The 21,332-nt window shown below is 64.0% G+C and carries 17 protein-coding genes; 14 read left to right on the top strand and 3 right to left on the bottom strand.

Going from position 1 to position 21,332, the window contains the following annotated elements; genetic code table 11:
- The first annotated feature begins 74 nt into the window (after window positions 1-74).
- The 11 genes from bamB to AB3X96_RS24355 all read left to right on the top strand — a co-directional run bounded on the left by bamB (window position 75) and on the right by AB3X96_RS24355 (window position 12,941).
- Window positions 75-1,220 carry an outer membrane protein assembly factor BamB gene (gene bamB / locus AB3X96_RS24405; RefSeq protein ID WP_176108225.1) on the top strand — a complete coding sequence of 382 codons (1,146 nt, stop codon included), beginning with the start codon at window positions 75-77 and terminating at the stop codon, window positions 1,218-1,220.
- Window positions 1,221-1,688: 468 nt separating this feature from the next.
- Entirely contained in the window at window positions 1,689-3,026 is a 1,338-nt protein-coding gene (der, locus tag AB3X96_RS24400; protein ID WP_013089777.1) for a ribosome biogenesis GTPase Der, read from the top strand.
- A gap of 175 nt (window positions 3,027-3,201) precedes the next feature.
- Entirely contained in the window at window positions 3,202-3,438 is a 237-nt protein-coding gene (gene hfq, locus AB3X96_RS24395; protein ID WP_006051315.1) for an RNA chaperone Hfq, read from the top strand.
- Between the two features lie 58 nt (window positions 3,439-3,496).
- The gene (gene hflX / locus AB3X96_RS24390; protein WP_368591749.1) at window positions 3,497-4,684 is read left to right on the top strand and encodes a GTPase HflX; all 1,188 of its coding nucleotides are present in this window, start codon (window positions 3,497-3,499) and stop codon (window positions 4,682-4,684) included.
- A gap of 49 nt (window positions 4,685-4,733) precedes the next feature.
- Window positions 4,734-6,137, top strand: coding sequence for an FtsH protease activity modulator HflK (hflK, locus tag AB3X96_RS24385; protein ID WP_368591748.1), 1,404 nt, complete (start codon window positions 4,734-4,736; stop codon window positions 6,135-6,137).
- A gap of 15 nt (window positions 6,138-6,152) precedes the next feature.
- Window positions 6,153-7,058 (top strand): protease modulator HflC, encoded by a 906-nt coding sequence (gene hflC, locus AB3X96_RS24380; RefSeq protein ID WP_176108228.1) that lies wholly within the window; start codon window positions 6,153-6,155, stop codon window positions 7,056-7,058.
- A 43-nt stretch (window positions 7,059-7,101) separates the two neighbouring features.
- On the top strand, window positions 7,102-7,293 hold the full coding sequence (locus AB3X96_RS24375) for a DUF2065 domain-containing protein (protein WP_176108229.1): 192 nt from the start codon (window positions 7,102-7,104) through the stop codon (window positions 7,291-7,293).
- Between the two features lie 218 nt (window positions 7,294-7,511).
- On the top strand, window positions 7,512-8,663 hold the full coding sequence (locus AB3X96_RS24370) for an ATP phosphoribosyltransferase regulatory subunit (RefSeq protein ID WP_368591747.1): 1,152 nt from the start codon (window positions 7,512-7,514) through the stop codon (window positions 8,661-8,663).
- A 220-nt stretch (window positions 8,664-8,883) separates the two neighbouring features.
- Window positions 8,884-10,230 (top strand): adenylosuccinate synthase, encoded by a 1,347-nt coding sequence (locus AB3X96_RS24365; protein WP_368591746.1) that lies wholly within the window; start codon window positions 8,884-8,886, stop codon window positions 10,228-10,230.
- Window positions 10,231-10,248: 18 nt separating this feature from the next.
- Window positions 10,249-10,821 (top strand): phosphoribosyltransferase, encoded by a 573-nt coding sequence (locus tag AB3X96_RS24360; RefSeq protein ID WP_013089770.1) that lies wholly within the window; start codon window positions 10,249-10,251, stop codon window positions 10,819-10,821.
- Window positions 10,822-11,054: 233 nt separating this feature from the next.
- Window positions 11,055-12,941: a potassium transporter Kup gene (locus AB3X96_RS24355; protein ID WP_368591745.1), complete on the top strand. Its 1,887-nt coding sequence runs from the start codon at window positions 11,055-11,057 to the stop codon at window positions 12,939-12,941.
- A gap of 153 nt (window positions 12,942-13,094) precedes the next feature.
- On the opposite strand, the gene AB3X96_RS24350 is transcribed toward AB3X96_RS24355, so the two are convergent.
- A complete protein-coding gene (locus AB3X96_RS24350) occupies window positions 13,095-15,446 on the bottom strand; it encodes a Tex family protein (protein ID WP_368591744.1) in 2,352 nt (783 codons plus the stop codon).
- Between the two features lie 274 nt (window positions 15,447-15,720).
- Between AB3X96_RS24350 and AB3X96_RS24345 the strand changes: the two genes are divergently transcribed.
- The 3 genes from AB3X96_RS24345 (at window position 15,721) to AB3X96_RS24335 (ending at window position 19,397) form a co-directional block, all read left to right on the top strand.
- Window positions 15,721-16,713, top strand: a complete 993-nt coding sequence (locus tag AB3X96_RS24345) for a hypothetical protein (protein WP_368591869.1) — start codon at window positions 15,721-15,723, stop codon at window positions 16,711-16,713.
- Between the two features lie 148 nt (window positions 16,714-16,861).
- A complete protein-coding gene (locus AB3X96_RS24340; RefSeq protein WP_013089766.1) occupies window positions 16,862-17,080 on the top strand; it encodes a DUF465 domain-containing protein in 219 nt (72 codons plus the stop codon).
- Window positions 17,081-17,144: 64 nt separating this feature from the next.
- Window positions 17,145-19,397: an ATP-dependent DNA helicase gene (locus AB3X96_RS24335; RefSeq protein ID WP_368591743.1), complete on the top strand. Its 2,253-nt coding sequence runs from the start codon at window positions 17,145-17,147 to the stop codon at window positions 19,395-19,397.
- Between the two features lie 201 nt (window positions 19,398-19,598).
- Here AB3X96_RS24335 and AB3X96_RS24330 read toward each other — a convergent pair whose 3' ends face one another.
- Window positions 19,599-19,847 (bottom strand): hypothetical protein, encoded by a 249-nt coding sequence (locus AB3X96_RS24330; RefSeq protein WP_035491217.1) that lies wholly within the window; start codon window positions 19,845-19,847, stop codon window positions 19,599-19,601.
- 231 nt (window positions 19,848-20,078) lie between these two features.
- Complete coding sequence (locus AB3X96_RS24325) at window positions 20,079-21,332, bottom strand: cupin domain-containing protein (RefSeq protein ID WP_368591742.1); 1,254 nt, start codon at window positions 21,330-21,332, stop codon at window positions 20,079-20,081.

Below are 21,332 nucleotides of genomic sequence, written 5' to 3'. Positions count from 1 at the left end.
CCCGCGCGGCGCGCCGCGAGCCACGACCGCAAGACGGTCTCCTTTAATCCATTTCCTGAATGCTTCGTCCACCGATGAATCTGCTGAAACGTTACGCCGTGCCCGTTATCTGTGCGATGACCGTTCTCACGCTGGCGGCTTGCTCGTCCACGAAAGACGAGCGCCGTGTGCCGACGCCGCTCACCGAGTTCAAACCCGTTCTCGACGTGCAGCAGTCCTGGTCGGCGAGCGTCGGCAAGGCGGGCCGCTACATGTTCTCGCCGGTTGCCGTCGGCAATGCCGTGTACGCTGCCGGCACGAACGGCACGGTCGCCAAGATCGACGCGCAAACCGGCAAGGACGTGTGGCGCGTCAAGCTGCATGACGATCTGTCGGCGGGCGTCGGCAGCGATGGCACGCTCACCGCGGTCGGCGGCCTGAAGGGCGACGTATACGTGCTCGGCGCGGACGGCAAGGAGCTGTGGACCGCGAAGGCGCCGGGCGAGATCATTTCGCCGCCGCTCGTCGGCAACGGCCTCGTGGTCGTGCGCACGATCGACGGCCAGATCGTCGCGTTCAACGCGCAAACCGGCGAGCAGAAGTGGAACTTCCGCAACCGCGCGGTGCCGTTGAATCTGCGCGTGTCATCGGGCATGACGTTCGCGGGCGACGCGGCCGTGCTGGCCGGCTTCCCGGGCGGTTCGTTCGCCGCTATCAATCTGCAGACGGGCGACGCCTACTGGCAGACGCCGGTGTCGTATCCGAAGGGCGTGACCGAGGTCGAGCGTATCAACGACGTGACCGGCCCGCCCACGCTGGTGGGTTCGGAGACCTGCGCGGTGACGTTCCAGGGCCAGATTGGCTGTTTCGACGCGAACTCGGGCCGCGCGCTGTGGGGCAAGCCGTTCTCGAGCACGAGCGGCCTCGCGCAGGATGAGCGCAGCGTGGTCGCCGCCGACGACTGGTCGGTCGTGTCCGCGTTCGACGTGAACAACGGTTCGGTGCTGTGGAAGAACGAGGCGCTGAAGAACCGCGAACTGAGCGTGCCGATGCTGCTCGGCCGCGCGGCCGTGTTTGGTGACTACAAGGGCTTCGTGCATTTCCTGTCGACCGCCGACGGCACGCTCGTCGCGCGGGTCAAGACCGACGGCAGCGCGATTACCGCGGCGCCGGTGCTGGCCGGCGACACGCTGGTCATCCAGACGCGCGATGGCGGCCTGTTCGGCTATCGTCCGCGCTGATCGCTATAGATCGTGTCAGGCGCGCAGGCCGGCTTTGCCGGCCGCGCGCTTTTTAGTTGAAGTCTGCGTGGGCCTTGGCGCACGGCTCCTGCCTCGGGTTGCCACTCGGTCCGTGGCGTGATCGGGGCAGACTCAATAGAAAAATCGCCGGACGGGCTGGTCCGGCAAGTCGGATCGAAGCTGCGCCCGCCGGCATCGAAAGCGGTGCGTGCGCTTGGTCGGCGGCTTTGCGAACCCCGGAAGCACTCGCGCACGAGCGTCGGCCGCCGAGCAGCCCGGTCTGAAGCAGGCGACCCCCGGTGGCGTCTGTGCAGCCACTCCCGTCCGCCTGGATGCGCGTGTCGATCGCGCACCCGGAGCAGGCTGAATTCGTGATAATTTCGTCAAAACGCCGCCGCGTGGCGGCTGCCTGGCGTCGCTAAGCGCGCGATCGATTGCGATCCCGCGTTTCACCGTGAACAACATCAGATGAAACCCGTTATTGCCCTCGTTGGGCGCCCCAATGTGGGGAAATCCACGCTGTTCAACCGCCTTACGCGTTCGCGTGATGCGCTGGTTGCCGACCTGCCCGGTCTCACGCGCGATCGCCACTACGGCGAAGGGCGCACCGGCGAGCGGCCTTATCTGGTCGTCGATACCGGCGGCTTCGAGCCTGTCGCGAAAGACGGCATCCTGCACGAGATGGCGCGCCAGACCCGCCAGGCGGTCGAGGAGTCGGACGTCGTCGTGTTCATCGTCGATGGCCGCAACGGGCTCGCCCCGCAGGACAAGTCGATCGCCGACTATCTGCGCAAGGTCGGCCGGCCCATCTTCCTCGTTGTCAACAAGGCCGAGGGGATGAAGTACACCAACGTCGCAGCCGACTTCTACGAACTCGGCCTCGGCGACCCGCGCGCGATCTCAGCCGCGCACGGCGACGGCGTCACCGACATGATCAACGAGGCGCTCGAAGTCGCGTATGCCGGTCAGCCGGAAGAGAGCGAGGAAGACAAGGAAGCGCGCGGCGTGAAGATCGCGATCGTCGGGCGGCCGAACGTCGGCAAGTCGACGCTGATCAATGCGCTGGTCGGCGAAGAGCGCGTGATCGCGTTCGACATGCCCGGCACTACGCGCGACTCGATCTACGTCGATTTCGAACGTAACGGCAAGCCGTATACGCTGATCGACACGGCTGGCCTACGCCGCCGCGGCAAGGTGTTCGAAGCGATCGAAAAGTTCTCGGTCGTGAAGACGCTGCAGTCGATTTCCGATGCGAACGTCGTGATTCTGCTGCTCGACGCGCGTCAGGACATCTCGGATCAGGATGCGCACATCGCTGGCTTCGTCGTCGAGCAGGGCCGCGCTCTGGTGGTTGGCGTGAACAAATGGGACGGTCTCGATCCGCATGTGCGCGAGCGCACCAAAGCCGACCTCGAACGCAAACTAAAATTCCTGGACTTCGCCAAATTCCATTTTATTTCCGCCGCGGAAAAAACCGGAATTGGGCCGCTGATGCGTTCGGTCGACGACGCGTACACGGCCGCGATGTCGAAGCTGCCGACGCCGAAGCTGACGCGCGCGCTGATCGAGGCGGTCGAGTTCCAGCAGCCGCGCCGCCGCGGTCCGGTGCGTCCGAAGCTGCGTTATGCACACCAGGGTGGGCAGAATCCGCCGATTATCGTGATTCACGGCAATGCGCTCGACGCGATCACCGACACGTATAAGCGGTACCTCGAAAATCGCTTCCGGGAAACTTTCAAGCTGACGGGGACTCCATTGCGAATAGAGTTCAGATCGTCGACGAACCCTTACGCGGACAAAGGCTGAAGCAGGCTGAAGCTGGTCTTAAACCTGGGCTGAAACCCGCATGTATGCTGGGTTTGGCCGGTGGTCCCGGGCCCGCGCGTCGAAATGAAAATCAGCTATAGTGTAGCGGTTGGCGGCGGATCTCTTTTTCTTCGCCGTCAATTCAGTCAACCTGCAAAAAAATACGGAGTTTGCTATGAGCAACAAAGGGCAATTGTTACAAGACCCGTTTTTGAACGCACTGCGTAAAGAGCATGTGCCGGTGTCGATCTACCTGGTCAACGGCATCAAGCTTCAAGGGAACATCGAATCGTTCGACCAGTACGTCGTGTTGCTCCGGAATACGGTCACCCAGATGGTCTACAAGCACGCGATTTCGACGGTCGTGCCGGCCCGTCCGGTGAATTTCCACCCGGATTCCGAACAGTCCTAACCCTCGCCGCGGCCGGCACAGCGTCGCCCGTTGGCGATTCGCTCCCGGTCGCGTCATTTTGATACCCTCCAATTTGATCAATGCAGCGCTCGTTGGCATCGACTTCGGCAAGATCGATTTCGAAGCCAGTCTCGAAGAACTCAGCCTGCTCGCGCAAAGCGCGGGCGCGAGCCCCGTAGTCACCCTCACCGGACGCCGTTCCAGTCCCGACGCGAAGATGTTCGTCGGCAGCGGCAAGGCTGAAGAATTGCGCCTTGCCTGTGAAGCGAACGACATCGAACTCGTGATCTTCAACCATGCTCTGGCGCCTGCGCAGCAGCGCAATCTGGAGCGGGCGCTTAATCGGCGCGTGGTCGATCGCACCAGTCTGATCCTCGACATTTTTGCGCAGCGCGCACGCAGCCACGAAGGCAAGCTGCAGGTCGAGCTCGCGCAGCTGCAATATCTGTCGACCCGGCTGATTCGCGCGTGGACCCACCTCGAACGTCAGAAGGGCGGTATCGGTTTGCGCGGTCCGGGTGAAACGCAGCTCGAAACCGACCGCCGGCTGATCGGCGAGCGCATCAAGGCACTGAAGATCCGCCTCGACAAGCTGCGCCGCCAGCACGGCACGCAGCGTCGCGCGCGTAATCGCAACCAGACGATGTCGGTGTCGCTCGTCGGCTATACGAACGCTGGGAAATCGACGCTCTTCAACGCTCTTACCAAGGCGCAGGCGTATGCCGCCGACCAGCTGTTCGCGACACTCGATACCACCTCGCGGCGCGTGTATCTCGGCGACGAAGCGGGGCAGGTAGTGGTGTCCGATACCGTCGGTTTCATCCGCGAACTGCCGCATCAGCTCGTCGCGGCGTTTCGCGCGACGCTCGAGGAAACCATTCACGCGGACCTGTTGCTGCATGTCGTCGATGCATCGAGCGCGGTGCGGCTCGATCAGATCGATCAGGTGAACGAGGTGTTGCACGCGATCGGCGCGGACACGATCCGCCAGGTGCTCGTGTTCAACAAAATAGATGCGGTGCCAGAGCTGGCAGCCCGTGGGGACGCGGTCGAGCGGGACGAGTATGGTAATATTTCGCGCGTCTTTTTGAGCGCGCGCACCGGGCAGGGGCTCGATGCGTTGCGCGCTGCCATCGCTGAAATCGCTACAGCCGAACCGCTTGCCGAGATGCCGCTCGATGCGTCGCAAGATGACCGCTCGGCGCAACTGCGCGAAGACCACAAGATTCCAGAACTCGGGCACTGACCCGTTCCAATTGCACTGACCCGCTGTCTACTCTGGTGAACGAACACAGGTGAACGATTACAACGAGCGGAGTATCTGGCTGCGTATGCGCGCCTCGCTTTCACTGAACGATCCGCGTTGGGGCCGGGGCGACGGCAACGGCGACCGGCAACGGCCGAACGATCCGAAGCGACCGGGGCGCGACGGTGAAGGTCCGCCCGATCTCGACGAAATGTGGCGAGATTTCAATCGCCGTCTGTCCCGGATTTTCGGGCGCAAGGGCGGCGGTGTCGGCGGCGGCCGTCCGGACAACGGCCGCGGCGCTCGCCTCGGCGTCGGCATCGTAATCGGCGTGCTGATCGCAATCTATCTCGGCAGCGGCGTGTTTGTCGTACAGGATGGCCAGGCGGCCGTCGTGCTGCAGTTCGGCAAGTATCGCTATACCGCGGCGCAGGGCGTGCACTGGCGTCTGCCGTATCCGTTCGAGTCCCATGAGTTCGTCAACGTCGGCCAGATCCGCCAGGTCGAGATCGGCCGTAGCAACGTGGTGCGTCTCGCCAACGTGAAGGACGCCTCGATGCTCACGCACGACGGCGACATCGTCGACGTGCGCTTCGCCGTGCAGTACCAGGTGCGTAAGCCCAACGACTTTCTGTTTCGCAGCGTCGATCCCGATCAGAGCGTGATGCATGCCGCGCAGGCGGCGGTGCGCGGCATCGTCGGAGCGCACAGCACCAGCGATATTCTCGATCAGGATCACGAAACACTGCGCCAGCAGCTGATCGCGTCGATCCAGCAATCGCTCGATCAGTATCAGTCCGGTCTCGGAGTCACGGGTGTGACGATTCAGAGCGTGCAGGTGCCCGAGCAGGTGCAACCCGCGTTCGCCGACGCTGCGAAGGTGCACGACGAAAACGAACGCGCGAAACGCGATGCGCAGGCTTATGCCGCCGAGCTCGTGCCGCGCGCGCAAGCCGACGTCGATCGTCAGGTCCAGGAAGCCAAGACCTACAGCCAGAGCACGGTCGCGCAGGCGCAGGCCGAGGCCGAGCGCTTCAAGCAGGTCTACGCGCAATATGCGAAGGCGCCGGCCCTCGTGCGCTTCCGCCTGTACATGGAAACCATGCAGCAGATTTACGCGAACGCGACCAAGGTGTTCGTCGACGCGAAGAACGGCAATAACGTGCTGTATCTGCCGCTCGACAGGCTCGTCGAGCAGAACCGCGAGCGTCAGGCCGCGGCCGCGGGCGCCGCCGCTTCGGGTCCAGCTGTCGCGGGCGCGCCACAAGCGGCGAGCGCGGCTGCGCCGTCGGCTGCGTCGGCCGCTGAGACCGGTGCCGCGGCGGGCTCCGCCGCCGAGGGCGCATCCGGCCCCGCCGCTTCCGCGCCTGCGCCGGCGAGCCGGCCGAGCGCCGCGTCGCTGCGTTCGCGCGAAGCATTCCGCAATCGCATGCGCGAAGAAGACGCTCAATAAGGAGCGCACGAGAATATGAACCGAATCATTGCGCTCGTCGTCGCCGTCGTCATCGTGCTGTTCGCGGCATCGTCGATGGTGTTCGTCGTCGATCAACGGCATATGGCCGTGTTGTCCGCCCGCGGCGACGCCGTGCCCACGCTGCTCGGCCCAGGGCTGCACGTGAAGCTGCCGCCGCCGTTGCAAACGGTGACTTTCGTCGACAATCGCATCCAGTCGCTCGACGCACCCGACGAAGATCATTACGTCACGTCCGACAAAACCGATCTGCTGGTCAACCCGGTCGTCAAGTTCCGTGTGACCGATCCGCTGAAGCTGATCGCCGAGACGAAAGGCGATCCGCAGAGCCTGCCCGACCGGCTCGCGCTGCTGTCGCGCGGCGCGCTCGGCGACGCGTTCGGCAAGTTCACACTATCAGACGCGCTCGCGAAACAGCAGGCGGTCGCCGAAGAGGCGCGCGGTGCGATGGACAAGAGCGCGGCATCGCTCGGCGTGTCGGTAGTGGATGTGCAGCTCACGCGCGTCGATTTCCCGGCGGCGGTGGCCGACTCGGTGTTCAAGCGCATGATTGCCGCGCGCCAGCAGGTCGCAGCGGACGAGCGCGCGAAGGGCGCCGCCGAAGCGAACCAGATCCGCGCTGACGCGCTCGCGAAGCAGCAGGCGGTGCTCGCCGACGGCCTCGCCCAGGCCCAAGGCATTCGCGGCGAAGGCGATGCGAAGGCCGCGGAGATCGCCGCCGAAGCGTTCGGCAAGGACCCGCAGTTCTATCAGTTTTATCAAAGCATGCAGGCGTACCGGAAGACCTTCAAACCGGGCGATCTGATCGTGGTCGACTCCAGTAGCGAGTTCTTCCGCTTCATGCGTAGCCCGACCGGCGGCGTCGCCCCGGACGCTTCCGCGCCTGCTGCGCACAAACGCTGATTACCGAAGGCCGCGGCATCCGCATCGCGGCCGCTTCACTCGCATGGACATAGCTGGCTCGTTATTGCTCGCGATCGCGCTGATGCTGATTATCGAGGGGATGTTTCCGTTCGTTTTTCCGAGCGCCTGGCGCGACACGTTCCGTAAAATAGCGGAACGACCGGCGCATCAGATTCGTGTCGGTGGGCTCATCGTGATGTTGCTCGGGCTGGTTCTGCTGTTCATCGCGACCTGAAGCCGGCTTGCTTGTCTGACGAACGCTGCGTGCTGCGGCGTGTTTCACCCGCCCGAGCGAAACGCCGACTGTTCCGGTCAGGCCGCAGCGCGTCGCGCGCGAGCCGCAAAACGCCGCCCGAGCGTCGGTGTCAGCCGCCAGAATCAAGCCGCTATACGCCATTCACACTCATCATCGGCGCTACAAGACGCCGTGTTCAACGCCGTAGGACTGTATCGATGTCGACCTGGTTGCTTCCTGAGAATATCGCCGACGTGCTGCCGTCGGAGGCCCGCAAGATCGAAGAATTGCGGCGTCATTTGCTGGACCGTTTCCGCTCGTACGGCTACGAGATGGTGATGCCGCCGCTGCTCGAATACCTCGAGTCGTTGCTGACGGGCGGTGGGCAGGACCTGAATCTGCGCACCTTCAAGCTCGTCGATCAACTGTCGGGCCGCACGCTCGGTCTGCGCGCCGACATCACGCCACAGGTCGCGCGTATCGACGCGCATCTGCTGAACCGCCAGGGCGTCACGCGTCTTTGCTACGCGGGCAATGTCGCGCATACGCGGCCGCGCGGCCTGCATGCGACGCGTGAGCAGATCCAGATCGGTGCGGAAATCTACGGCCACGCGGGCCTCGAAGCGGACCTCGAAATCCAGCAGCTGATGCTCGACGCACTGCGTCTCGCCGGCCTCGCGAAGGTGCGTCTGGACCTGTGTCACGCGGGCGTGCTGGCGGCGCTGATCGAAGCCGAGCCGGCCGCCGAGGAACTCGGCCAGGCGCTCTACGACGCACTGGCCGGCAAGGACGTGCCTCGCCTCGTCGAGATGACCGCGCAATTCTCGCCGGTGATTCGCGATGCGCTGCGCGCGCTGCCCACTTTGTACGGCGACGCTTCGGTGCTCGAAGAGGCCCGCGCGCGTCTGCCGAATTCGCCGGCGATCGCCCGCGCGCTCGACGACCTCGCGTTCCTCGCGAGCCAGGTCGACAGCGCCGAAGTGATGATCGACCTCGCCGATCTGCGCGGCTACGCGTACCACAGTGGCGTGATGTTCTCCGCTTACGTGGACGGCGTGCCGAACGCGGTGGCGCGCGGCGGCCGTTACGACCACGTCGGCCAGGCCTATGGCCGCGCCCGCGCGGCAACCGGCTTTTCGCTGGATCTGCGTGAAGTCGCGCGAATCTCGCCGATCGAAGCGCGCAGCAGCGCGATCCTCGCGCCGTGGCGGCACGACGAGGCATTGCGCGTGGCGGTCGCGGCATTGCGTGACGGTGGCGAAGTGGTGATCCAGGCGCTGCCTGGCCACAAGCACGATCTCGATGAATTCGCGTTCGACCGCATGCTGGTCGAGCGCAATGGCGCATGGGTGGTCGAACCGCGCGCTTGAGCCGCGCGTTCCGATCGACTCCGCCGGGAACACGTTTCCGGCGCTCGCTACAGGGCGGTGCAACCATCGCCCGAACCGGGCGCGGTCGAGCGACTTTTCGCGGCCGCGCATCCCTCGCAAAACTCAACATAACGTGCATACCGTTGAGCGGAAACGGAAAAATTCCGGAAGCTTCCGCGAACCTAGGTAAAATACGTTTTTAACCAGCTTACGAAACAACATGTCTGCCAGCGCAGTGAATGTGAACCCCGGGCGCAACGTCGTCGTCGTGGGGACCCAATGGGGTGATGAGGGCAAGGGCAAGATCGTCGACTGGCTGACGGACCACGCTCAGGGCGTCGTTCGCTTCCAGGGCGGTCACAATGCCGGTCACACGCTTATCATCGGCGGCAAGAAAACCATCTTGCGTCTGATTCCGTCGGGCATCATGCATGCCGGCGTCGCGTGCTATATCGGCAATGGCGTCGTGTTGTCGCCGGAAGCGCTGTTCAAGGAAATCGGCGAACTCGAAGCCGCCGGCATCGACGTCCAGAAGCGTCTGTTCATTTCCGAAGCCACCACGCTGATCCTGCCGTATCACATCGCGATCGACCAGGGCCGCGAAGCGCGCCGCGGCGCGAGCAAGATCGGCACGACCGGCCGCGGCATCGGCCCGGCATATGAAGACAAGGTCGCGCGCCGCGGCCTGCGCGTGCAGGACCTGTTCGACGCGCCAGCCTTCGCCGAGCGCCTGCGCGAAAACCTCGACTACCACAACTTCGTGCTCACGCAGTACCTCGGTGTAGCCGCGGTCGACTTCCAGCAAACGCTCGACACGATGCTGAGCTACGCCGACCGTCTGAAGCCGATGGTCACCGACGTGTCGCGCCGCCTGTACGACGTCAACGCGAACGGCGGCAATCTGCTGTTCGAAGGCGCGCAGGGCACGCTGCTCGACATCGATCACGGCACCTATCCGTTCGTCACGTCGAGCAACTGCGTCGCGGGTGCCGCGACAGCGGGCGCGGGCGTCGGTCCGCAGAAGCTCAACTACATCCTCGGCATCACCAAGGCGTACTGCACGCGTGTTGGTTCGGGCCCGTTCCCGAGCGAACTGTACGATGCGGACAATACCTCGCGTCAAGACCCGATCGGCCTCGAGCTCGCCACGGTCGGCAAGGAATTCGGCTCGGTCACCGGCCGTCCGCGCCGCACCGGCTGGCTCGACGTCTCGGCGCTGCGCCGCTCGATCCAGATCAACGGCGTGACGGGTCTGTGCATGACCAAGCTCGACGTGCTCGACGGTCTCGACGAGGTGAAGCTGTGCGTCGGCTATACGGTCGACGGACAGAACGTCGATCTGCTGCCGCGCGGCGCGACGGAAGTCGCGCGCTGCGTACCGGTCTACGAAACCTTCGCGGGCTGGAAGGAAAGCACGGTCGGCATCAAGGAATGGGACAAGCTGCCCGCCAACGCGCGTGCGTATCTGACGCGCGTGCAGGAAGTCGCGGGCATTCCGATCGACATGGTGTCCACCGGTCCGGATCGCGACGAAACGATTCTGCTGCGTCATCCGTTCAAGGTTTAAGTGATGCAAGGTGTACCGATGATCGCGATGAAAGATCCGCGTAACGACGACAAGAACCTGTGGGTCGGCTGGGACGAATATCACCGGCTGATCGAGGTGCTCGCACTTGCCGTGCACGAATCGGGCTGGAAGTTCGACAAGATCCTGTGCCTCGCGCGCGGCGGTCTGCGCGTCGGCGACCAGCTATCGCGCATCTACGATCTGCCGCTGGCCATTCTCGCAACGAGCTCGTATCGCGAGGCGGCCGGCACACAGCAGGGCGAACTCGACATCGCGCAATACATCACGATGACGCGCGGCGAACTGCACGGCAACGTGCTGCTCGTCGACGACCTCGTCGATTCGGGTGTCACGCTCGCGCGCGTGCAGCAGCATCTGAAGGAACGCTATCCGGCCATCACTGCGGTGCGCTCAGCGGTGCTGTGGTACAAGGGCTGCTCGAAGGTGAAGCCCGATTATCACGTGCAGTATCTGCCGACCAACCCGTGGATTCATCAGCCGTTCGAGGAGTGGGACACGGTGCGTCCGCATAACCTCGGCGCGTGGATCAAGCGCGGCATTGCCCAGGCCGAGGAGGCGTCGGGCAATTAACGCAAGGCCGCGCGCGGCATCGCGGTGTCACAAAACGGAGCCCAGTCGGGCTCCGTTTTTTATGCGCCCCACACGCCGCGCGGGGGCGCCCGCCCCGCGGCAGACGCGTCCATATCGCAGTGCTACACTGCGCGGACATCCACGTAGCGTATCCACAACAAGCCGGGCGGTACCGGAAGGGCAGTTTAAAATAGCGGGCGTTTTTTCCGCCCGGAACGGATTTCCTCGCGTCCATGACAGATAACAACCACGAACACAAACAGCCGCTTACTTCCCTTGCGATTGCCGCGATCGGAGTGGTGTTCGGCGACATCGGTACGAGTCCGTTGTACTCGCTGAAGGAAGCTTTCAGTCCGTCGCACGGTATCCCGTTGACCGATCAGTCGATCCTGGGCGTGATCTCGCTGCTGTTCTGGGCAATCATGATCGTAGTCGGCGTCAAGTACGTGCTGTTCGTGATGCGCGCCGACAACAACGGCGAGGGCGGCGTCCTCGCGCTGATGGCGCTGGCGTTGCGCTCGGTCGATCAGAAATCGAAAATGGCCGGCCTGCTGATGATGCTCGGCATCTTCGGCGCCTGCATGTTTTACGGCGACGCGGTGATCACGCCAGCGATCTCGGTGATCTCGGCGGTCGAAGGTCTGGAAATCGCCGCGCCGCATCTGTCGCATCTGGTGATTCCGCTGACCATCGTGATCCTGATCGTGCTGTTCTGGATCCAGCGGCACGGCACCGCCACGGTCGGCCGTCTGTTCGGGCCGATCATGATGCTGTGGTTCCTCGTGCTTGCCTTGCTCGGCCTGTGGCACATCATGCAGTCGCCGAACGTGATCCGCGCGCTCAATCCGTACTACGCGTACACCTTCATGGCCGCGCACGTGCTGCAGGCCTACGTGGTGCTCGGCTCGGTCGTGCTGGTCCTGACCGGCGCCGAAGCGCTGTACGCGGACATGGGCCACTTCGGCGCGAAGCCGATCCGCATGGCGTGGTACGTGCTCGTGATGCCGTCGCTGGTGCTGAACTACTTCGGCCAGGGCGCGTTGCTGATGCACGATTCGAAGGCGATCGAAAATCCGTTCTTCCTGCTCGCGCCGGACTGGGCGCTGTTGCCGCTCGTCGTGCTGTCGACGGTTGCGACGGTGATCGCGTCGCAGGCGGTGATTTCGGGCGCGTACTCGCTGACGAGCCAGGCGATCCAGCTCGGCTACGTGCCGCGCATGAAGGTCCTGCACACGTCCGAACTCGCGATCGGGCAAATCTATGTGCCGGTCGTGAACTGGATGCTGCTGTTCATCATCCTTTGCATCGTGATCGCGTTCAAGAGCTCCGACAATCTGGCGGCCGCGTACGGTATCGCGGTGACGGCAACGATGGTGATCACGACGATCCTCGCGTGCGTCGTGATGGTGAAGGTGTGGAACTGGAACAAACTGCTCGTCGGACTCATTATCGGCGTGTTCCTGGTGGTCGACCTCGGCTTTTTCGGCGCGAATCTGCTGAAAGTCGAAGAGGGCGGCTGGTTGCCGCTGTGCATCGGCGGCTTGCTGTTCTTCCTGCTGATGACGTGGTTCAAGGGCAGGATGATCGTGAAGGAACGCACGGCCGCCGACGGTATTCCGCTGATGCCGTTCCTGCAAGGCCTGCTCGCGCATCCGCCGCATCGCGTGTCGGGCACCGCGATCTATCTGACCGGCAGCGATTCGCTGGTGCCGGTGAGCCTGCTGCATAACCTGAAGCACAACAAGGTGCTGCACGAGCGCACGATCTTCCTGACCTTCGTCACGCGCGACATTCCGTATGTGAAAGACTCCGATCGCGTGACCGTGAAGGACATGAACGGCGGCCTGTGGCTGGTGAAGGCAGCCTACGGTTTTAACGAAACGCCCGACGTGAAGGCGGTGCTGCTCGACGTCGGCCGCTCGCACGACATGACGTTCGAATTGATGGACACGTCGTTCTTTCTCGCGCGCGAAACGGTGGTGCCGACGCAATTGCCGGGCATGTCGGTGTGGCGCGAGCGTGTGTTCGCGTGGATGCATCAGAACGCCGCCAAGCCGACCGACTTCTTCAGCATCCCGGCTAACCGGGTCGTGGAACTGGGGACGAAGATCGAGATTTGACGGCCCGCGCGTGACGTGCGGGAGCGCCAACAAAAAGCCCACGCAATGCGTGGGCTTTTGATTCATGCGCGCGTGCGTGTAAGCGGTTGAGCGCGCGACGCAGTCATGTAACGGACCGGAGCACGTCCAACGACGTACACCGGTCCGACACGCTCACTTCTGCTTGAGCTTGGCAAACGCGGCCGCCATCGCGCCGCCCGGCTCCGGTTCGCGCGAGCGCTGCGGCGCGCCGCGTCCCGCTCCGCCGCGGTTGAGGCCGCCCGAGCCGCTGCGATCCTGCTGCGCACCGCCGCCGCTGCGCGCGGCCGCCGCGCCGGGTTCGTCATCGAGACGCATCGTCAGCGCGATGCGCTGGCGTTTCACGTCGACCTCCAGCACCTTGACCTTGACGATCTGACCGGCCTTCACGACATCGTGCGGGTCCTTCACGAACTTCGTCGACATCGCCGACACGTGCACGAGACCGTCCTGATGCACGCCGACGTCGATGAATGCGCCGAACGCCGCGACGTTCGTCACGACGCCTTCGAGCACCATGCCCGGGATCAGGTCGCTGACCTTCTCGACACCTTCGCGGAACGTCGCGGTTTTGAACTCGGGACGCGGATCGCGGCCCGGCTTTTCCAGTTCGACCAGGATATCGCGCACGGTTGGCAGACCGAAGCGTTCATCGACGAATTCAGTGGGTGACAGTCCGCGCAACGCGTCGCGATTACCGAGCACTTCACCAACCTGTTTGCTGATCTTCGCGAGAATGCGCTGGACGACCGGATAAGCTTCCGGGTGCACCGACGAACGGTCGAGCGGATTCTCGCCGTTGTTGATGCGCAGGAAGCCGGCGGCCTGCTCGAAGGTCTTGTCGCCGAGACGCGGCACCTTACGCAGATGCTCGCGCGACGGGAACGGCCCGTTCGCATCGCGATAGTCGACGATGTTGCGCGCGAGCGTCGCGTTCAAGCCCGAGACCCGTGCGAGCAGCGCGACCGACGCGGTATTCGCATCGACGCCGACCGCGTTCACGCAGTCTTCGACGACCGCGTCGAGCGAGCGCGCGAGTTCGCGCTGGTTCACGTCGTGCTGATACTGGCCGACGCCGATCGCCTTCGGCTCGATCTTCACGAGCTCGGCGAGCGGGTCCTGCAGACGTCGCGCGATCGACACCGCGCCGCGCAGCGACACGTCCATGTCGGGGAATTCCTTCGCCGCGAGTTCGGACGCCGAGTACACCGACGCGCCCGCTTCCGACACGACGATCTTCTGCAGCTTCAGCTCCGGGTGACGCGCGATCAGCTCGCTCGCGAGCTTGTCCGTCTCACGCGACGCGGTGCCGTTGCCGATGCTGATCAGCTCGGCCTGCGTTTGCGCGGCAAGGCGCGCGAGCTTCGCGAGCGAGCCGTCCCAGTCGCGGCGCGGCTCGTGCGGGTAGATCGTGTCGGTCGCGAGCACCTTGCCGGTGCGGTCGACCACCGCCACTTTTACGCCGGTGCGCAAGCCCGGATCGAGACCGATCACGGCCTTCGGCCCAGCGGGCGCCGCGAGCAGCAGGTCTTTCAGATTGCGTGCGAACACGCGGATCGCTTCGTGTTCGGCTTCGTCGCGCAGATTGGTCAGCAGCTCGTTTTCCAGGTGCGGCTGCACCTTCACGCGCCAGCACCAGCGGCACACATCGGAGAGCCACTTGTCGGCGGGGCGGTTCTGATTGGCGATGCCGAAGTGCCGCGCGATCAGCGCTTCACCCGGATGCGGCACCTGCGCGTCGAGCTCTTCGCCGAGACCCAGCTTGATCATCAGCACGCCGGCATTGCGGCCGCGGAACAGCGCGAGCGCGCGATGCGACGGCACCGTGCGGATCGTTTCGGCGTAGTCGTAGTAGTCGCGGAACTTCTCTTCCTCCGCCGTTTCCTTGCCTTCCACGACCTTCGACGACACCACGCCCTGGTTGAACAGATAGTCGCGCAGCTTGCCGAGCAGTTCGGCGGTTTCGCCGAACTGCTCGGAGAGGATGTCGCGCGCGCCGTCGAGCGCGGCCTTCACATCGGCGACGCCTTTCTCGGCGTCCACGTACGCCGCGGCTTCGGTTTGCGGATCGAGCAGCGGATTGCCGAGCAGCGCGTCAGCGAGCGGCTGCAAACCGGCTTCGCGCGCGATCTGCGCGCGCGTGCGGCGCTTCGGCTTGTACGGCAGATAGAGGTCTTCCAGCACCTGTTTGCTGTCGGCGCCTTCGATCGCGCTGCGCAGCTCGTCGGTGAGCTTGCCCTGTTCGTCGATGCTCGCGATGATCGCCGCGCGCCGGTCTTCCAGCTCGCGCAGATAGAGCAGGCGTTCCTCGAGATTACGCAGTTGCGTATCGTCGAGATTGCCGGTCACTTCCTTGCGGTAACGGGCAATGAACGGAACGGTCGCGCCTTCGTCGAGTAGTTCCACCGCGGCCGCGACCTGGCGCGGCTGGACGGACAGTTCGGTGGCGATGCGCTGGACGATCTTGAGTGCTACGGTTTCCGTCATAAGGTCTTGGTATTCCTGCGGACTCAGTGATGGGCCGCGCGCGGGCGGCAATTCGGGACAGGCCGGGCGTGCGCCGCGACCAGGTTGCTAGAGCGGGGCATTTTGCCATAAATGCCAAAGGGCTCAACCGCGGGGTGTTAGAATTTCGGGCATGTTCCGTTGACCCTCTACGACGTTGCCAATCTCCTTGTCCCTCAACCGCCTGGTCTCTTCGCTGGCGTCAGGTTCGCTGCCGGGTTCGTCTCGGGGTTCGTCTCAATTGCCGCTGGTTTCGTTGCGCTGGCTCGGTCCGTCGCTCGTAACGGCGGCCGCGTCGTGCGCGATCGCCGCAGCGCTTGCCGCGCCGGTGCCGGCCGCGGCGCAGAGCGCGACACCCGCGCAAGGTTCGGCGCCGGTCGCGGCCTCGGGCCCGCAAGCCGCCGCAACGGCCGGCAGCCTTCAAAGCGCGAGTGATGCAGCCGCGCTGGACAAGTCGTTCGACGAACGGCAACAGGTGCTCAACCAGCGCACCGACGACAACAACTATCAATTCGCTGTCGCGCAACACAACTGCTACAGCCGCTTCTTCGTCAATCACTGTCTGAATCGTGCGCGCGACGCGATGCGCAGTGTGCAGGCGGACATCCGCAAGGAACAGCTCGCGCTCGACGCCGAGCAGCGTGCGCAGCGCGCCCGCGAGCGCGACGAACGCACAGCATTACGGCGCGCGCAAAATGAGGCGGAAGCGCCGCAACGCGCTGCCGAAGACACGCGTAACGAGCAGGCGTATCAGGAAAAGCAGCGTCAGCACGCGCTCGATCAGGCGCAGCGCAACGCCGAGGCGCCGCAGCGCGAAGCCAATGCGCAGGCCTACGAAGAGAAGCAGCGTCAGCACGCGCTCGAGCAGGCGCAGCGCAACGCCGCGGCACCGCAGCGCGAGGCCAATGCGCAGGCCTACGAAGAGAAGCAGCGCCAGCACGCGCTCGACCAGGCGCAGCGTGGTGTCACGCCGGCGCAGTCGGCGGCCAATCAGAAGGCCTACGACCAGAAGCAGAGCGACTACCAGCGCAAGCTCGAGGAAGCGCGTCGGCAGGGCGCGCAACAGGCCGTGGAGCGCCAGCAGAAACAGGAGAATTTTGAGCGGAAGCAGGCCGAGGCCGCGCAGCACAAGCTCGATGTCGAAGCGCGTCAAAAGCAGGCTGCCGAAAAGGCCGAGCAGAAGCGTCAGGACCAGTTGAAGCAGCAACAGCTCGAAGAGCAGCAAAAGCAGCAACAACAGCAACAGTAAGCGTGCTGTAGTGGCAGTGCCGTAGAGTGAGCCGTTGCGGTCGTGGCCACGGCCGCCGTAGTCGCCGTAATGCGTTTTGAGCCGGACAGCAACCTCAGGCATCGGACCGCGCGCACGCGGTTGGTGCCGCCGACCAGAGGAGGCGAGCATGCGCGATCGTCATCACGTCATCGACGCAAACACACTTCGCGACCGCATTCTGCAACTGGAATCGGAGCATAGTGGACTCGACCGGTTGATCGACCGGATGTCGGATGAACCCGGCATCGACGACTTCGAGTTGCAGCGCCTGAAAAAGCGCAAACTCAAAGTCAAGGACACCATCATCTTGCTGCAATTGCAGCTCGAACCGGACGCGCGCGCCTGAGTTCGCGGCCTGGCAGGTGCTGGGGCGCGCAGCGCGCGAGCCGGACTTAGCAGGAACGCTTGCCTTGAATTCATCGCATGACACTTCATCCCGGGCCGCGCCGGACAACGCATCTGTTTCGGGCACGCCGTCGCCGCGTGCGGCAGCACCGGTGCCAGGTGTGTCGCTGAGTCGGCGCCGCGCGAGCGAGCTCGACGACATCTTCGCCGACAACGGTCTGCTCGCGCGGCAGATCGACGGTTATCGGCCCCGTGCGTCGCAGATCGAAATGGCGCGCGCGGTTGCCGCGGCGATGGAGGCGTCGGGTCGCGCGATGCCCGAGCCCGTGATGTTCGAGGCGCAGAAGCGCCCGGCACGGCGCCTGCAGCAGACGGGCGCTGAGGCCGCCTCTGAGTCGACCGACAGCAACGCCGAAGCCGACGGTGTCGATGCGGGTGAGAACACGCTGATCGTCGAAGCGGGAACCGGCACCGGCAAGACCTATGCGTACCTAGTGCCGGCCATGCTGTGGGGCGGCAAGGTGATCGTCTCGACCGGCACCAAGCATCTGCAGGATCAGCTGTTCCAGCGCGACATTCCGACCGTGCGCGACGCGCTCGCGGTGCCGGTGTCGGTCGCGATGCTGAAGGGCCGCGCGAACTATCTGTGCCATTACTACCTGCAACGCACCGCGGACAACGGCCGTCTGCCGTCGCGCCAGGAAACCTCGTATCTGCAGGACATCGTGCGCTTCGCGAAGATCACGCGCACCGGCGACAAGGCCGAACTGGCGAGCGTGCCGGAGACCGCGCAAGTGTGGTCGATGGTCACCTCGACGCGCGACAACTGTCTCGGCCAGGAGTGTCCGCACTACAAGGACTGCTTCGTGATGCAGGCGCGCCGCGAAGCGCAGCAGGCCGATATCGTGGTGGTCAACCACCATCTGTTTTTCGCCGACATCATGCTGCGCGATACTGGCATGGCGGAGTTGCTGCCCACTGCGAACACGGTCATCTTCGACGAAGCGCACCAACTGCCCGAAACCGCCACGCTGTTTTTCGGCGAGACGCTATCGACCGCTCAGTTCCTGGAGCTCGCGCGCGATTCGGTGGCCGAGGGCCTCGGTCACGCACGCGATGCGCTCGATTGGGTCAAGCTCGGCGCGACGCTCGAGCGCGCCGCGCGCGACGTGCGGCTCGCGTTCAAGGAAGACACGGTGCGTCTGTCGATCGGCCAGTTGCCCGACGATCATCCGCTATTCCCCGCGCTCGACACGCTCGAAGCCGAACTCGACGCATTGGCCTCGGCGCTGGCGGGGCAGGCCGAGCGAGCCGAATCGCTGGGCGCGTGTCTGCGTCGCGCGCGCGAGCTGCAGGACGTGCTGAGCGGCTGGACCTCGCCCCCCACGAGCGCGGAACGCGACGCGGTTGCGACACGCGAAGGCGACGCAGGTGCCGAGCGCACCGATCCGAACGAAAAGGTCCGCTGGATCGAGGTGTTCTCGCACACGGTGCAGTTGCACGAAACGCCGTTGTCGGTTGCGCCGATTTTCGCGAAGCAGCGCGCCGGCGTGCCGCGCGCGTGGATCTTCACATCGGCGACGCTGTCGGTGCGGGGCGACTTCACGCATTACGCGGCGCAGATGGGCTTGAACTCGAAGCGCTCGATGACCTTGCCGAGTCCGTTCGACTATCCGTCGCAAGGGCTTCTGTACGTGCCGCGCAATCTGCCGCAGCCGTCGTCGCCGATGTTCACCGATGCCGTGTTCGATGCGGCATTGCCCGCGATCGAAGCATCGGGTGGCGGCGTCTTCATGCTGTGCACGACGCTACGCGCGGTGGACCGTATCTCGGCGAAGCTGCGCGACGCGATCGAGTCGCGCGGCTGGGACTATCCGCTGCTGGTGCAGGGCGATGCGAGCCGCACCGAACTGCTCGATCGCTTTCGCGCGTACGGCAATGCGATTCTGGTCGGCAGTCAGAGCTTCTGGGAAGGCGTGGACGTGCGCGGCGACGCGCTGTCGCTGGTCGTGATCGACAAGCTGCCGTTTGCGCCGCCAGACGATCCCGTGCTGGCCGCGCGGCTCGACGCACTGACGAAGAAGGGCTTGAGTCCGTTCGCCGTGCATCAGCTGCCGCAAGCCGTGATCACGCTGAAGCAGGGCGCGGGCCGGCTGATTCGCGCGGAGACGGATCGTGGCGTGCTGATGATCTGCGATACGCGTCTCGTCGATAAGCCGTATGGCCGCCGTATCTGGCAGAGTCTGCCGCCCTTCAAACGCACCCGCGAGATAGAGGTGGTCCGGGAGTTCTTCGAGGAACCGGTCGAACGCGGTTGAATGTCTTGATCGGTTGCTGCGTTCAAGTGACGCGGCGACCCAACGACGTGTGCCGCGTGCGCGGTGCATCGCAAACAAAAAAGCCACGAATTTGCATTCGTGGCTTTTTTAATGCTGCTTGCCAGGGGCTGCTGGTTTGAGCAGCCTCCCGCATCGACGTTAGCTGCGACGGGAGCCGTCGCAACGTCGAGCAAGCGCAGCTTACTGGCTTGCGCCTGCAGCCGGCGATGCTGCGACTGCCGGCGATGCGGCTTCAGCCGGGGATGCGGCTTCTGCGGGCGATGCTGCTTCTGCCGGGGATGCTGCGACTGCCGGCGATGCTGCTTCTGCCGGGGACGCGGCAGCAGGCGCGGACGCAGCATCTGACGGAGCAGCGGCTTGTTCGCTCTTATTGCATGCAGCGAGTGCCACAGCTGCCAACAGGGATGCTACGAGGAGGGATTTCTTCATGATCACGTCCTTTTATGGTTTAAAGGTAAGCAACAGCGCAAAATAAAACCGGTAATGTGCTCCAACACCGACCTGGGCCGCTGGTGGAGATGCTCTTTCGAGAGCTGGAATCTTCCCTACGGCTTGGGCGGAAATTATATGCACTTTCGTACTGACAGTCGATAAATCCGGGGTCAATACGTTGTCTTTCTCATACAAAATTTCACTGTACGGTATAGCACGTGGGCAGAGTTACGCAAGCTCGCCCACCTGTATCCAGCCCGCACGATACCACTCGTGTAGCAGGGATGTCACAGATGAATCGTGCGATAGTGTTACAAAGCGTTTCGCACTCATGGACCTCTGATTCGCGAGATCAAACAGCCATCTTTTCGCACCGTTCCACGTCATTTCTTCTCCATTTACGAAGAAAAAACGACGTTCATACAACAGGTTAGTCTTGCGATCGAGCCGTAGACCGGATTTCGATGCGACGCCGATGAAACGGGCTTCGTTGAGCGGCCGTTGCGGCGGATCAAAGACGACACTCGGCTTCGGTTCGCTGAGATACGTACCGAGGAACGACGCAATGTCCTGCTCATTCCATCGCACTTTAGCAAGCATCGCGCCCACCCGTTCGACGAGCGCCGCGGGCAGTTCGGCCGGCCGCTCGACGGCGGCCTGCCGTGGATCGCGGTAGAGAGCGCCGGCCTTGCGGGTGGCCTCTCCACGCTCGGCCAGGTGGTACAGGAACTGCGCGGTCAGCTCGGTCTCGGACGGGGCGCGAAAACCAATCGAACAGGTCATGCATTCGCCCTCGGCGATGCCATCGTGCGCGATGTGCGGCGGCAGATACAACATGTCGCCGGGCTCGAGCACCCACTCTTCATCGTGCTCGAAATGCTGTAAAACTTTCAACGGCAAGCCCGGCTGCAGTGTCAGGTCTTTTTGCGCGCTAATACGCCAGCGGCGCTTGCCTTTTACTTGCAAAAGAAACACATCGTAGGAATCGAAGTGCGGACCGACGCCGCCGCCATCGGTCGCATACGAAATCATCAGGTCGTCGAGACGCGCGTCCGGCACAAAGCGGAAACGGTCGAGCAACGCGCGGGCGCGATCGTCATGCAGGTCCACGCCCTGCACGAGCAGTGTCCACGCGCGCTGTTTGACGGACGGCAGTTCGTCGGGCGCAAACGGGCCGTGCTCCAGCTGCCATTTGTTGCGGAAGTGCGTGATCAGGCGCGCTTCGACGTCGTCCTGATCGGCCAGCTCGAACAACTCGTCGCGCGACAGCGGCGCTTCGACGTCCGGAATCGCCTGACGGATCAGCAATGGCTTTTTCTGCCAATAGCGGCGCATGAATTGCGAGGGGCTCAGATGGCCGAGCAGTGCGGTCGGAATGTCGGGCGAGGGCGGAAGAATGGGCTGCGTGGCCGGCTTTGCAGCAGACGGCGAATTGCTTGCCGAATGTGCATCGGCCGGGAGATGAGTGGGCCGCCTGGGCAT

Origin of the sequence: Paraburkholderia sp. BR13439, assembly GCF_040948805.1 — a bacterium.
Lineage (GTDB): Bacteria > Pseudomonadota > Gammaproteobacteria > Burkholderiales > Burkholderiaceae > Paraburkholderia > Paraburkholderia youngii.
Note: the sequence above shows the minus strand (reverse complement) of the source record. Positions and strands in the feature narration are given on the sequence as shown.